This is a genomic window from Actinomadura sp. GTD37, assembly GCF_041951365.1.
Taxonomy (GTDB): domain Bacteria; phylum Actinomycetota; class Actinomycetes; order Streptosporangiales; family Streptosporangiaceae; genus Spirillospora.
On record NZ_JBGNUS010000013.1, the window covers coordinates 122,691 to 135,062 of the forward strand.

The window sequence follows — 12,372 nt, forward strand, 5'->3', positions numbered from 1 at the left end:
GGTCATGCGTGCCGTAGTCCAGAGGGTGAGCCGGGCCAGCGTGTCCGTGGCAGAGCGCGTCGTCGGCGAGATCGAGGGGCCGGGGCTCCTCGTCCTCGTCGGCGTGACGCATGAGGACGGCCCCGAAAAGGCCCGCAGGCTGGCCGCGAAGCTCTGGGGCCTCCGCATCCTGCACGACGAGAAGTCGTGCTCGGACCTCGGCGCCCCGCTCCTCGTCGTGAGCCAATTCACCCTCTACGGGGACGCCCGCAAGGGCCGCCGCCCGTCGTGGACGGCCGCCGCGCCCGGCGACGTCGCCGAGCCGCTGGTGGACGCCGTCGTCCGCGAGCTGCGGGACCTGGGCGCCAAGGTCGAGACGGGCGAGTTCGGCGCGGACATGCGGGTCGCGCTCGTCAACGACGGCCCCATCACCCTGGTCGTCGACGTCTAGCGGAAGCCGTAGACCATGCCGATCAGCGCGGCGACCGTCCCGGCGGCGGCAAGCAGGATAAGGGCGCGGTCGGTCATGGTGAGGCGTCCGCGGACGTCGGAGGAGACGACGACCACGCCGGTCTCGTTCTCGTCCCGGGGAGGCTCCTTCCGGAACGGGTTGCGCAGCCCGGCGAGCCGCCACAGCGCGTCGTTGCGGAGCCGCTGGTGGCGCGGGCCGCAGGCGAACAGCCGGCCCCGGGTGCGCTCGGTGCAGGCGGCGCCCTGCTGGCTCAGGATCCGGCACATCGTCGGGACGAGCAGGAACTGGTACAGGCACCAGGACAGCAGGGCGAGCAGCGCGACCCGCCACGAGTGCAGCCACCACGCGGCGCCCGCGAGCGCCGCGAACAGGGCCCACCACACGAGCGCCGACTCCCGGCGCGGGCGGCGCCGGGTCCCCCGCCTGGCCGCGGGCGGCTCCCGCTTCCCAAGGTTCGCGACCATCGGTAGGAATCCACCTTCCCTGGGCGGCGGCCGGTCAGAAATCGTCTATATCCGACGATATTCGCCCAGAGTGCGCGGTGCTACCCGTGTTTCGCCGGCCGGCGGCGCAGCGCGATCTGCGCGTTCGACCCGGTGTCCGGCGACACGACGACCTCCTGCGCCGCCGCGACCCCGCCGGCCAGCAGTTCCGCGTCCACCGGGACGTTCCGCTTGACCATCGCCAGCGCGACCGGGCCCAGCTCGTGGTGCCGGGCCGCCGACCCGACGAAACCGATCGTCCGGCCGCCCGGAACCTCCACCGGGTCGCCGTGCGCGGGCAGCCGGTCGACGCTGCCGTCCAGGTGCAGGAACACCAGCCGGCGCGGCGGCCGGCCGAGGTTGTGGACGCGCGCCACCGTCTCCTGCCCCCGGTAGCAGCCCTTGTTCAGGTGGACGGCCGTCTCGACGTAGCCGGCCTCGTGCGGAATCGTCCGCTCGTCGGTGTCGAGGCCGAAGCGGGGCCGGTGCTCGGCGATCCGCAGCGCCTCGTACGCCCAGAGCCCGGACGGGGTGAGCCCCTCGGGGAACTCGCCGCGCGGGACGATCCGCGTCGCCGTCCCGGCGACGTCCGGCCAGGCCAGGCCGCCGGAACCGGACGGCCCCGTGACGACCATGAACTCGCCGGACACGTCGGCGACCTCGACGCGGAGCATGAACCGCATCCGGTCGAGGAACTCCACCAGCGAGGGGGCCTCCCCGGGCTCCACGTGCGCCCAGGTGGCCTCGCCGTCGTCGATCATGAAGAGGTGGTGCTCGATGTGGCCCTTGGGGCCGAGCAGCAGCGCCTCGGTCGGCTCGAACGGCCGCAGCGCGTCCAGGTGCTGGCTGAGGAGGCTGTGCAGCCACTTCAACCGGTCCGGGCCGGAGACCTTGACGACGTCCCGGTTGCTCCGGTCGACGAACCCCGTCCCCTGTTCGAGCGCGCGTTGCTCCCGCGCCGGGTCGCCGTAGTGCGCGGCGACATCCTGGTCGGGCCGATCGGCGGCGACGGCTCCGGGCGATTCCAGCAGCGGGCTCTTCATGCCGTCCACACTATGTCGCGCGGCAGTCCTTGCACCGCCCGTAGACGGTGAGGTGGTGCACGTCCGTCTCGAAGCCGAAATCGCGGGCCAGGACGTCCGCGAGCCCCGCCGCCGTGCGCGGGTCGACGTCCTCCACCGTGTGGCAGCCGCGGCAGACGAGATGGATGTGCTCGGCCTCGGCGGCGATGTGGTAGTTCGGCGGGCCGTGCCCGAGATGGGCGTGCTTGACCAGCCCGAGCTCTTCGAGGAGTTCGAGCGTCCGGTACACGGTGGAGATGTTCACGCCGCGGGCGGTGCGCTGCACCTCGGTGCAGATCTCCTCGGGGGTCCCGTGCTCCAGGTTGGTGACCGCTTCGAGGACCAGCTGGCGCTGAGGGGTGACCCTGTACCCCTTGGCCCGCAGCTCCTCCTGCCACGACTCGCCCATGCCCCGAGTCTAGGTCCCGGCGGCGGGGACGCGTCCCCCACCGGATTCAGCCCTCGGAAAACCTGTTTGCCTCGCCGCGCGGGCTCACATAGCGTGCGAGATACGCGCGAAAGGAGGTGGTCCTAAGACATGGTTGATTGTAGGACTCGCGAGGTGACTGTCCGCTAGTCGCCGTACCGCCTCGGATCCGCCGTCCACTGGGCGGCGGTGGCCGGTCGCGACGGTGACCGGCGAAAACCAGGCAGTTACCCGGTCCCCGGACCGATGGACCCGTCCTGTCCATCGCCCCGCCACCCGGCGGGAGGTCCGGGGATCGACCTTTCCGGGGCCTTGCCCGCGACGCGTCAGGACACCTTCTTGAGCTGCGCCGACAAGTGCGACTGGAGCGGCTGGCCGACCGCCGCCATGTCGTACGCCCAGCCGAGGTCCTCGCCGATCAGCCCGTACAGGCGGTGGCCGCCGGTGACCTCCTTGGCCGACTCCGTCCGCGCGACGACGTCGCTCTGGAGCTCGACCCGGTTGAACGCGACGTTGCCGACGTAGATCTCCACGATGCCGGTCGGGTGGGCCAGCGTCACCTCGACCTGGTGGTCGGGACGCGGCCGCCAGTACCCGGTCTCCACGGCCAGCGGACGCCCGAGCGTGCCGTCCGGCTCGATCATCCAGGTGCGGCTCGTGTAGATCAGAAAAGGCTTCCCGTTGTGCGTGAACGACAGTTCCTGACCGAAGTTGAACGACTCGATCGTCGGGTAGCCGCCGACGCCGGCGCCCTCCCAGGTGCCGAGCAGGAACGTCAGGGGCGCGAGGTCCGGGTGCGGCTCAGGATCCATGGACACCGAGCGTAGCGGCGCGCGCCGCCGTCCGCGTCCCGCGCGGGCGTCCCGGCGCGCGGTGCGGCGTCCCCGGTGCGCGTCCCCGCCGGCTCGGGACCGGCGTCCCTGTCCGGGGGCGCGGGCCGGCTCGATCATTGGAGCGTGTCGACGCTCACCGCGGTCATGTTCGTTCCGCTGCTCATCGCCGCCGTGCTGCTGGCCGCCGGCTGGGTGTGGCGGCTCCGCTTCCGCAACCTGCACCGCGCCGTCCGGACGAGCTGCGCCGGCGTCGCCGGCCTGCACAGCGGCGTCCCCTGCCAGGTCAGCGGGACGGCCCTCGCCGTCCAGCCCGCGCCGTTCTCCGGGCGGCCCTGCGCCTGGTACAAGACCAAGGCGACGGCCAACACGAAGTCGGGCAAGCAGGTCTTCATCGACGAGAAGTCGAAGGCGCCCTTCTACCTGCGGGACGAGACGGGACACGTCGTCATCGACCCGTCGACCGCGGCCGTCGACGGGGCCGTCCGGACGATGGACGAGCGCCGCCCCGTGAACGGGGGGCTTCCCGGCGTGAGCGGAGAGGTCGCGGAGTACCGGTACGAGGAGTGGATCCTGCCGGCCGATCAGCCGCTCTACGTCCTCGGCACCGCGACCGGCGGGTCCGTCGGCAAGGACAAGGAGACCGGCCAGTACGCCATCAGCACGCGGACGCGCCGCGAGTACCGGCGCCGCGCCGTGATGTTCATGGGCATCGGCTACGGCGGCGGCGCGGCCATCTTCCTCGCGTGCTGCGCCATCGTCGCCATCGACTACCTCTACTGGGACTGACCCGTCCTACTTCAGCCGCCCCAGGCGGATCACGAGGAGGACGGCGGCGACCGCCATGAGCCCGAGGGCGAGGACGAGGATCCCCGCGTTCACCATGCCACCCACACCGCAGGATGTTACGTGCGGCGACCGGGCTAGAGTGCGGTTATGGCGAGACCACTGGTGATCAAGGTCACGGCGGGGGCGGACGCCCCCGAGCGCTGCAACCAGGCGTTCACGGTGGCGGCCGCCGCCGCGGCGAGCGGCGTCCCGATCTCGCTGTGGCTGACCGGGGAGTCGGCGTGGTTCGCACTGCCGGGCAGGGCCGCCGGGTTCTCACTGCCGCACGCCACTCCCCTGGACGACCTTCTCGCCGTCGTCCTCTCCGCCGGGCGCGTGACCCTCTGCACCCAGTGCGCCGCCCGCCGCGACATCGGCCCGGACGACGTCCTGCCGGGCATCCGCATCGCCGGCGCGCCGACCTTCGTCGAGGAGATCACCCTGGACGGCGTCCAGGCGCTCGTCTACTGATCCGTCCCACGCCAGGTAGACGGTCGTGTCCAGGCTCAGCCCCCGCATGACTCCGGGACGTCCCGCCACCCGGCGGTCTGCGGCAGGGCGCTTCGCGGCGGCCGGTCCGGCGGCGGCGCGGCCCGGGGCGGCGCGGCGGGCCAGGAAGGCGACGAGGAGGCCGGCGACGGTGGAGCCCGCGAGGCCGAGCATGAGGTCGCCGATCGTGTCGCGGTAGATCGTGACGGTTTCGGGGGTGTCGAGGATGAAGACGCCGTACTCGAAGAACTCCCAGAGGATGGCCGCGATGGCGCCCGCCCCGGCGCAGGCGACCGCCAGCGTCCACGGGCGGAGGCCGCCCCAGCGGCGGAGGGCGACGCCCGCCGCGGCGCTCAGCAGGGCCCAGTTCCCGAAGTGGCAGGCGTCGTCGAACCAGGAGAGCGTGTCGTAGAGGTCGGCGGCGTTGCCCGCGACGTCCACGACGAACGGGAGCGTCAGGAGGAGGTCGACGTCCCACGGGAAGGGGCCGCTCCTGCGGCGCAGCGCCCAGACGAGGGTGACGAGCATGACGGCCGCGGGGTAGGCGGCGACGCGGACGCCCATCGCCTTGTCCGCGAACCGGTCCCATTCGGGGAAGGCGACGGCGAGGCCCAGCAGGACCGCTAGGGCGGCCTTGGCGGCGAGTGCGAACGGGCGCCAGCGGGATGTGTCCATGCCCGATATCTTCGCTTTTCGCCGCATCGGGCCGCATCGGCGCAACTACTCAGATGCGCCTGAGTGGAAGCGCACCCCTGGCCCCGTGTGCACGGCCAGGGGTGCGCGGGTCGGCGCCCGGGGTCAGGGCAGGACGACCCCGCCCAGGCAAGCGCTGCGGTTCTGGATCCCGAGGGTCGCGGTGCCGAACGCCTTCACGCCGGACACCGTCACGCCCGACGCGGAGCCGTTGAGCATGGAGAGCGACCCCTCGGAGCGCGGGATCCCGTACACAGGACGCGCGTAGATCATTTACGGTTTACCGGGCGCCCGCTCCGCCTTCCGCGCGGTAGAAGGCCCGCAGAACGGATATAGGTCAGCGGACACCTCGTCCAGGAGGAGCCTGCCGGATGCTCGACGTACCCCTATGGGCCTGGGGCGCGACGATCGGATTCATCGTCGCGCTGTTCGTCCTCGACTTCTTCGTCGCCGTCCGGCGGCCGCACGCGGTGCACATCAAGGAGGCGACCTTCTGGTCGGTGTTCTACCTCGGCGTCGCGATCCTGTTCGGCCTCGCCGTGTGGGGGTTCGGCGGGCCGACGGCGGGCACCGAGTACTTCTCCGGATGGCTCGTGGAGAAGAGCCTGTCGGTCGACAACCTCTTCGTCTTCGTGATCATCATGGGCCGGTTCGCGGTGCCGGCCGAGTACCAGCAGAAGACGCTGCTGTTCGGCATCGGCGCCGCGCTCCTCCTGCGCGCCGTCCTCATCGCGATCGGCGCCGCCGCGATCAGCCTGTTCTCCTTCACCTTCCTGATATTCGGGCTGATCCTGATCTGGACGGCGGTGCAGCTCGTCCGGCACCGCGACGAGGAACCCGACGTGGAGGACACCTTCCTCGTCCGCCGGGCCCGCAAGATCCTGCCGGTCAGCCAGAGCTTCCACGGCGGGCGGATGCTCGCCCACGAGGACGGCCAGCGCGTCATGACGCCGCTGCTCATCGTCTTCGTCGCGATCGGCAGCACGGACGTCCTGTTCGCGCTCGACTCCATTCCCGCCGTGTTCGGGGTCACCAAGGACCCGTTCCTCGTCTTCTCCGCCAACGCGTTCGCGCTACTCGGCCTGCGCGCCCTCTACTTCCTCATCGAGGGGCTGCTGGAACGGCTCGTCTACCTTTCGATCGGCCTTTCGGTCATCCTCGCGTTCATCGGCGTGAAACTGATCCTGCAGTTCCTGCACGAGGACGTCGCCGAGTCCGTTCCGGAGGTGCCGACCACGCTCTCGCTGGGCGTGATCCTGGCCATCCTGCTCTTCACGACCGCCGCCAGCCTCGTCCGCGTGCACGCCCATCCGGAGGAGAAGGCGAAGGCCGGCTCCCTCCGCAAACCGCGCGAGAAGAAGCCCCCCGAAGAGGAACCGGCCCGCCGCTGACGACCTCCCGCGCGGCGGGTCAGCCCATGGTCTTCGCGCCGTCCAGGGCCTCGCGGATGATGTCGGCGTGCCCGGCGTGCTGCGCCGTCTCGGCCATGACGTGCATGAGCACGCGGCGGTTGCTCCAGTGCGTCTCGGTGAACCAGGGGGCCTTCGGGAGCGGCTGGACGGCGTCCAGATCGGGCAGGGCCGCGACGAGCTCGTCCGTGCGGCGCGCCGCCTCCTCGTAGGCGGCGAGGACGCCGTCCAGCGTCTCGCCGGGCAGCATGCGGAACTCGTCCACCCGCTGCTGCCAGTCCTCCTCGGTCATCGCGGTGAAGTCGCCCATCGCGGGCGCGCCCTCCACGATGAACGCCGCCCAGTTCCGCTCGGACGAGGTCACGTGCTTGATGAGGCCGCCCAGGCACAGTTCGCTCACCGTGGTCCGCATCCCGGCCTGCTCGTCGGTGAGGTCGCGCGTGGTGAAGCGCAGGAAGTGCCGGTGCTTGGCCAGCATCGCCAGGATGTCGGCCCGCTCACCCGTGATCTGCTCGGTCGTCGTCATGTTCCGTCCTCCGCCTTCGTCCGTTTCCCCGTTCAAGAACCACGCTAGGAGGCATAGCGGCCACTTCCTGGCCTGAATTACGGGGAGAATCGGAAACATGGCGAACACAAGCTCCCGGACACTGCGGCTCCTGTCCCTGTTGCAGACCCACCGGTACTGGCCGGGGTCGGAGCTGGCCGGGCGGCTCGACGTCTCCGTCCGCACCCTGCGCCGGGACGTCGACCGCCTGCGCGAGCTGGGCTATCCGGTGGAGGCGTCGCGCGGCGTCGACGGCGGCTACCAGCTCGCCGCCGGCGCCGCGCTGCCGCCGCTGGTGATCGACGACGAGGAGGCCGTCGCGCTCGCCGTGGGACTCCAGGCGGCGACGCAGATCGAGGGCATCGCCGAGGCGTCGCTGCGGGTCCTGGCCAAGGTGGCGCAGGTGATGCCGGCCCGGCTGCGCCGCCAGGTGGACGCGCTGCGCGCGGTGACCGTCCCCGCCGGCTGGGGCGGGCCCGCCGCGCCGGGCGTCGACCCGTCCGCCCTCTCGGTGCTCGCGCTCGCCTGCCGGGACGCGGAGCGGCTGCGCTTCTCCTACACCGCCGCCGGCGGCGTCCGGACCGACCGGCAGGTCGAGCCGCACCGCCTCGTCCCGCTCGGCCGCCGCTGGTACCTCGTCGCCTACGACCTCGACCGGCAGGACTGGCGCAGCTTCCGGGTCGACCGGCTGGCCGCCCCCGCCGCCACCGGCGCCCGGTTCCGGCCGCGGGAGCTGCCCGCCGCCGACGCCGCCGAGTTCGTCCGCAGCGGCCTGAAGGAGATGCCGCGCCCGTACCGGGTCGAGGTCCTGGTGGACGCGCCGGCCGCGACGGTCCGCGAACGGATCGGCCGCTGGTGCACCGTCGAGGAGGTCGACGCCGGGCACTCCCGCGTCCGCTTGACCACCGAGGACCTGAACTGGACCGTCATCGCCCTGGCCGCGGTGGCCGCCGACTTCCACGTCGTGGAGCCGCCCGAACTGCGCGCCCGGCTCCACACCCTGGCCGCCCGCTTCGCCCGCGCCTGACGTTTCCGGGTCTTGTGGACGGTCCCCCAATGTTCTACAACTTGTAGTACTACATGTTGTCGTAGATAGGGGCCGGGATGCGCATCCTCATCGTGGGCGCCGGGATCAGCGGGCTCGCCGCGGCGCGGGGACTCCTCGCGGCGGGGCACCGCGTCACGGTGCTGGAGCGCGCGGACGCGCTGCGGGACGCGGGCGGGGCGCTCACGCTGTGGCCCAACGGGGCGACCGTGCTGCGCGATCTCGGCGTGGACCTGACCGGCCTCGGCACCCGGCTGACGGCGTTCGAGATGATCAGCGCCCGGGGAAGGCGCGTCCTGGCCATGCCCGGGGAGCGCCTGGAGGCCCGCCTCGGCGCGCCCGCCCTCTGCGTGTCGAGGCGCGATCTGCTGACCCGGCTCTACCAGGGGCTGCCCGAGGGGACGGTGCGGTTCGGCGAGGGCTTCACGCGTTACGTCCAGCGCGGCCGGACCGTGCGCGTCGAGACCGGATCGGGGGCCGTCCGCACCGCGGACCTCCTGATCGGCGCGGACGGCATGTGGTCCCGGGTGCGCACCGCGCTGTTCGGCCCCGGCCGCGCGAAGCCGACCGGCATGGCGACCGTGCAGGGGCTCGCCCGGTCCGCGCTGGACCTCGGCGGGCGCTCGCTGCTGCTCGCGGGCCGGGAGGGCAAGGCGGGGTTCGGACCGGCGGGCGACGGCGTGGTGTGGTGGTTCTTCGACGTCCCGTGGACGCCGGGCGGCCCGGACGAGAAGCCCCTCGACGTCCTGCGCCGCCGGTTCGGCGCCTGGGCGTGGCCCGTCCCCGACATCCTCGCCGGACTCACCGATGACGACGTGCGGAGCTTCCCGAACCACCGGCACGCCATCCCGCGCCATTGGGGCAGGGGACGCGGCGTGCTGATCGGCGACGCCGTGCACGGAATGCCGCCCTTCCTGGCGCAAGGGGCCAACCAGGCGCTTGAGGACGTGTCGCTCCTCCTGCGGCTCCTGGCTCAAGGCGAGGAGAGGCTGCCGCACTACGGCCCGCTCCGCCGCCGCCGCGCCCGGTTCGCCTCGACCCTCGCCACCTACGGCCGTGTCGCCGAGGGGCCGTTCGGCCTGCTGCAATCCGAACCGGCCCTGCGTCCCATGACGGCGGCCTCCGAGACCCAGGCGACGGCCGCCCTCGCCACCCTCATCCGGGCGACCAGCAACCGCCTCCAGACCCGGGCCGCCCCGCGGGCACCGGCCGCCTGACCGTCACCGCCGCTACTCAGGAGAGCCGAGTAGCGGAACCCATGTGCGGGCCGCCGCAAATTCCAATACTGGACGGTATGGAGAGCGTTGCGAAGATCTGCGGCCTCGCCGCCGTGGGGCTCGGCGTGGCCGTCCTGGCGGCGGGCTGCGCCAGGAAACCCGTCCTCAAGCCGGACGGCAAGACCGTCACGAAGGCGCGGGAGGCGGCGCGTGCGCGGGTGGACCGCGACCTCGCCGCGATCACCCGGCGCGTCCCCGAGTTCCGCCTGCTGGCGAGAGCGGAACTCGACACCTGCAACCGCGGCCACGACAACTGGAAGATCCACGACCCGTACCGCTCGGAATGCCATCTGCGCGTCGCCGTCGCGTACACGTTCGCCGGCGAATTCGTACCGCGGGCCGCGGCATTGCATTCCGTGCTGACCGGACGCGGCTGGACCGCCGCCGAAGGCCCGAGAGCACAGAATCACTGGGACACCGGACGTGACCGACCGCGTCCCGTCCGCGGGCTGCCCGCGGCGCTCTACCAGCAGGGCACGCCGACACCGCCCAGCAGCCGGAGCCTCGGCGACGTCCCCCGCACGCTCCGGCTCCATGTCACCTCGGCCGACGAGTCCGAGCACCGGCAGATCCACCGGGGCATCGCAACGGACATGGCCGACGCGGCCCAGATCCGGGCCCAGGGCCTCACCTTCCTGGAGTACCACCGGACGTTCACCGGCACCCCCTGGGCCGCACCATGGCGCACCGCCCGGCGCCCGGGGATGCGGCTGCTGGTGCTGACCTTCCAGGAGAACTACGCCCGCAACTGACCCGCGGCCCCGCCGCTGCTCCCGCCGCCCGTCCGGCAACGGCACGGCCGGAGGATCAGAGCCCGGTCAGGTAGGCGAGGACGCGGCGGTTGCCGTCGCCGTCGTCGGTGATGCCGAGTTTGCCGACCGCCGCCCAGCAGTTTCGCGATGACGGCCGGGTCCATGGCCGTACCGCCGCCGGAATCGTCCGACAGGAATTCGCGGGCATACCGCCCGAACTCACGACGACTCACCGCAGCGCGGGCCCATCAGGTCCCTCGCTCCTCACCGTCCCTTGAGTGCCTCAGCAAACTGCCGGAACTCACGACGACTCACAGCAAGCTTGGGCCCATCGGGATCCTTGCTGTCACGAAACGCCACGGCGTCCGGGAATCCAGCAACCTCGACACAGTTGTCATTCTGAACCGTACTGCGTGAAGATTTGCGCCATCTTGCGCTCATCACTCTCCATCCTTTCGGGCCGTCCTTGTCTCACAAGCAGCGATCCACTAAAAGCGCAGCTAGAGACATTTTAGGGCCGCGCGGCGAACCACCGAAAGTCGGCACGATTCATGACGAGTTCGGAGCCATCAGGGTCCTTACTGTCCCCGCACGGCCACTAACTCGACGCAGTGTGCAAGCTCGACACATGCACCCCTCTTTATGACGCTTGGAGGATCTGCGCCATTGTTTCTCAAAGGGCCTTGAGGGCCTGAGCGAGCTGCCGGAACTCGTGACGACTCACAGCAAGCTTGGGCCCATCGGGGTCCTTGCTGTCACGAAATGCCACGGCGTCCGAGAATCCAGCAACCTCGACACAGTTGTCATTCTCTACCGTGCTACGCGAAGCCTTGCGCCACCTCGCGCCCATCACGTCCATAACCTTGCCCCTTCCCACCTCGCCCCACTAAAGCCTGCTAGAGATTCTTCAAGGCTGAAGCAAAGCACAGAAATTCCGCACGATCCATGACGAGATTGGGGCCGTCGGGGTCCTTGCTGTCCCGGACAGCCACGGTTTCCCCCTTGGATGATATTTCGATGCAGGCGTCTCCGTCATCATGACTGCGAGACGACTTGCGCCAGATCTCTCCACTCAAGTCCATCGCCCCTCAATGACGCTTGAGCACCTCAGTGAACTGCCGGAACTCGTGACGACTCATGGCAATCTTGGGCCCATCGGGGTCCCTACTGTCCCGCATGGCCACCACATCGAGACTATCTGTGATCTCGACGCACGCATCGCCCTCCTCATGACTCTTGGAGGCTTTACGCCAAAGCTTTCCACTCAGCTCCATCGTTCTTCAATCACCTTTCGAATAAATGCGCGAGAGTCTTCCGTGTTCAGCGACTTTGCATTCAGCGTATGCATTACCATGCTGATTCTTGCGAGATCCGATGGGTCGCGAGTTATCTCACCTCCTGTCGCTTTGATTACATAAGCGACTTCACTGCGGTCGGGTAGCGTGGCGACGTGAAATGACGCCCGCGCGTCCCGATAGTGAGCAGTAATGGCTATCTGGATAAAGACTCCTTCTTGCAGGGATAGCTCAGTCAAGAATTCGAGCTGCTCCCTCATGATCTCCTTGGAACCAATCTGCCGACATAGGACACTCTCCTCCAGGACAAGGCTGATCATGGGGCGCGGCCTCCTGGACAGGAGCTCCTGCCGCTTCATCCTGGTAGCAACTGCGTCATCATCAACCAACAGGACACGAGCATACGCCTCCGTCTGAAACAAGCCATAGACCAGATGCGTCTCATACACCCGCAACTGGTCGGCCGACGCCTCGGCCTTCGGGAAGGCCACGAAGTGGGTCGGGTACCTGACCTGCCTGATCTGCTCCAGAAGGTCGTCCCACGCCTCGGCGATCTTGCCATCGGCGTTGAGCGTGCCATCGAGACGCTCGGCGAAGTCCCGACGGCACTTCGTCCGGCCGCACTCCACGTGGCTGATGTAGGACCGCGCGACGTTGACCAGCTCCGCGTTCTCCCTGCTTGACGCCGGCCGATTCTCGGAAGCGCTTGACCACGGTGCCGAACCCCACCAGCTCAGGGTCGATTCTGGGCCGTGCGCCGCCAGTGGGGGGCATGCCGCTCTCCTTCAC

Annotated in this window: 18 protein-coding genes; 7 read left to right on the plus strand and 11 right to left on the minus strand. The window is 70.2% G+C overall.

The genetic code is table 11. The annotated features are described in order from the left end of the window. Positions 1-4: 4 nt before the first annotated feature. The gene (dtd, locus tag ACA511_RS38540) at positions 5-430 is read left to right on the plus strand and encodes a D-aminoacyl-tRNA deacylase (protein WP_375029684.1); all 426 of its coding nucleotides are present in this window, start codon (positions 5-7) and stop codon (positions 428-430) included. Here dtd and ACA511_RS38545 read toward each other — a convergent pair. From ACA511_RS38545 to ACA511_RS38560, 4 genes are all read right to left on the minus strand, one after another. After that, positions 427-915 carry a hypothetical protein gene (locus ACA511_RS38545; protein ID WP_375029685.1) on the minus strand — a complete coding sequence of 163 codons (489 nt, stop codon included), beginning with the start codon at positions 913-915 and terminating at the stop codon, positions 427-429. The two genes, dtd and ACA511_RS38545, sit on opposite strands and share 4 nt — an antisense overlap. A gap of 80 nt (positions 916-995) precedes the next feature. Further along, positions 996-1,976, minus strand: a complete 981-nt coding sequence (locus ACA511_RS38550; RefSeq protein ID WP_375029686.1) for a YgfZ/GcvT domain-containing protein — start codon at positions 1,974-1,976, stop codon at positions 996-998. Between the two features lie 10 nt (positions 1,977-1,986). Beyond that, positions 1,987-2,403, minus strand: a complete 417-nt coding sequence (locus tag ACA511_RS38555; protein ID WP_375029687.1) for a Fur family transcriptional regulator — start codon at positions 2,401-2,403, stop codon at positions 1,987-1,989. 344 nt (positions 2,404-2,747) lie between these two features. Next, positions 2,748-3,233, minus strand: a complete 486-nt coding sequence (locus tag ACA511_RS38560; protein WP_375029688.1) for an FABP family protein — start codon at positions 3,231-3,233, stop codon at positions 2,748-2,750. A gap of 144 nt (positions 3,234-3,377) precedes the next feature. On the opposite strand from ACA511_RS38560, the gene ACA511_RS38565 reads away from it, so the two are divergent. Both ACA511_RS38565 and ACA511_RS38570 read left to right on the plus strand, forming a co-directional pair. After that, positions 3,378-4,040: a GIDE domain-containing protein gene (locus ACA511_RS38565; RefSeq protein WP_375029689.1), complete on the plus strand. Its 663-nt coding sequence runs from the start codon at positions 3,378-3,380 to the stop codon at positions 4,038-4,040. A gap of 147 nt (positions 4,041-4,187) precedes the next feature. Continuing rightward, positions 4,188-4,550: a DsrE family protein gene (locus ACA511_RS38570; protein ID WP_375029690.1), complete on the plus strand. Its 363-nt coding sequence runs from the start codon at positions 4,188-4,190 to the stop codon at positions 4,548-4,550. Positions 4,551-5,366: 816 nt separating this feature from the next. Here ACA511_RS38570 and ACA511_RS38575 read toward each other — a convergent pair. Further along, complete coding sequence (locus ACA511_RS38575; protein ID WP_375029691.1) at positions 5,367-5,516, minus strand: hypothetical protein; 150 nt, start codon at positions 5,514-5,516, stop codon at positions 5,367-5,369. Between the two features lie 116 nt (positions 5,517-5,632). Between ACA511_RS38575 and ACA511_RS38580 the strand changes: the two genes are divergently transcribed. Next, positions 5,633-6,652 (plus strand): TerC family protein, encoded by a 1,020-nt coding sequence (locus ACA511_RS38580; RefSeq protein ID WP_375029692.1) that lies wholly within the window; start codon positions 5,633-5,635, stop codon positions 6,650-6,652. A gap of 19 nt (positions 6,653-6,671) precedes the next feature. On the opposite strand, the gene ACA511_RS38585 is transcribed toward ACA511_RS38580, so the two are convergent. Next, entirely contained in the window at positions 6,672-7,196 is a 525-nt protein-coding gene (locus ACA511_RS38585; RefSeq protein ID WP_375029693.1) for a DinB family protein, read from the minus strand. Positions 7,197-7,293: 97 nt separating this feature from the next. On the opposite strand from ACA511_RS38585, the gene ACA511_RS38590 reads away from it, so the two are divergent. From ACA511_RS38590 to ACA511_RS38600, 3 genes are all read left to right on the plus strand, one after another. Further along, positions 7,294-8,241: a helix-turn-helix transcriptional regulator gene (locus ACA511_RS38590; RefSeq protein WP_375029694.1), complete on the plus strand. Its 948-nt coding sequence runs from the start codon at positions 7,294-7,296 to the stop codon at positions 8,239-8,241. A gap of 77 nt (positions 8,242-8,318) precedes the next feature. After that, positions 8,319-9,476, plus strand: a complete 1,158-nt coding sequence (locus ACA511_RS38595) for an FAD-dependent oxidoreductase (protein WP_375029695.1) — start codon at positions 8,319-8,321, stop codon at positions 9,474-9,476. A 77-nt stretch (positions 9,477-9,553) separates the two neighbouring features. Next, positions 9,554-10,288, plus strand: a complete 735-nt coding sequence (locus ACA511_RS38600) for a hypothetical protein (protein ID WP_375029696.1) — start codon at positions 9,554-9,556, stop codon at positions 10,286-10,288. Between the two features lie 264 nt (positions 10,289-10,552). Here the strand turns inward: ACA511_RS38600 and ACA511_RS38605 are convergent, their stop codons facing one another. The 5 genes from ACA511_RS38605 to ACA511_RS38625 form a co-directional block, all read right to left on the minus strand. Then, positions 10,553-10,729: a DUF397 domain-containing protein gene (locus ACA511_RS38605; protein ID WP_375029697.1), complete on the minus strand. Its 177-nt coding sequence runs from the start codon at positions 10,727-10,729 to the stop codon at positions 10,553-10,555. A 232-nt stretch (positions 10,730-10,961) separates the two neighbouring features. Beyond that, entirely contained in the window at positions 10,962-11,147 is a 186-nt protein-coding gene (locus ACA511_RS38610; protein ID WP_375029698.1) for a DUF397 domain-containing protein, read from the minus strand. 37 nt (positions 11,148-11,184) lie between these two features. Continuing rightward, positions 11,185-11,370 carry a DUF397 domain-containing protein gene (locus tag ACA511_RS38615; RefSeq protein WP_375029699.1) on the minus strand — a complete coding sequence of 62 codons (186 nt, stop codon included), beginning with the start codon at positions 11,368-11,370 and terminating at the stop codon, positions 11,185-11,187. Between the two features lie 6 nt (positions 11,371-11,376). Continuing rightward, positions 11,377-11,562 carry a DUF397 domain-containing protein gene (locus ACA511_RS38620; RefSeq protein ID WP_375029700.1) on the minus strand — a complete coding sequence of 62 codons (186 nt, stop codon included), beginning with the start codon at positions 11,560-11,562 and terminating at the stop codon, positions 11,377-11,379. Then, positions 11,553-12,212: a DUF5753 domain-containing protein gene (locus ACA511_RS38625; RefSeq protein ID WP_375029701.1), complete on the minus strand. Its 660-nt coding sequence runs from the start codon at positions 12,210-12,212 to the stop codon at positions 11,553-11,555. Before ACA511_RS38625 ends, ACA511_RS38620 begins: the two co-directional genes overlap by 10 nt. Between the last annotated feature and the right edge of the window lie 160 nt (positions 12,213-12,372).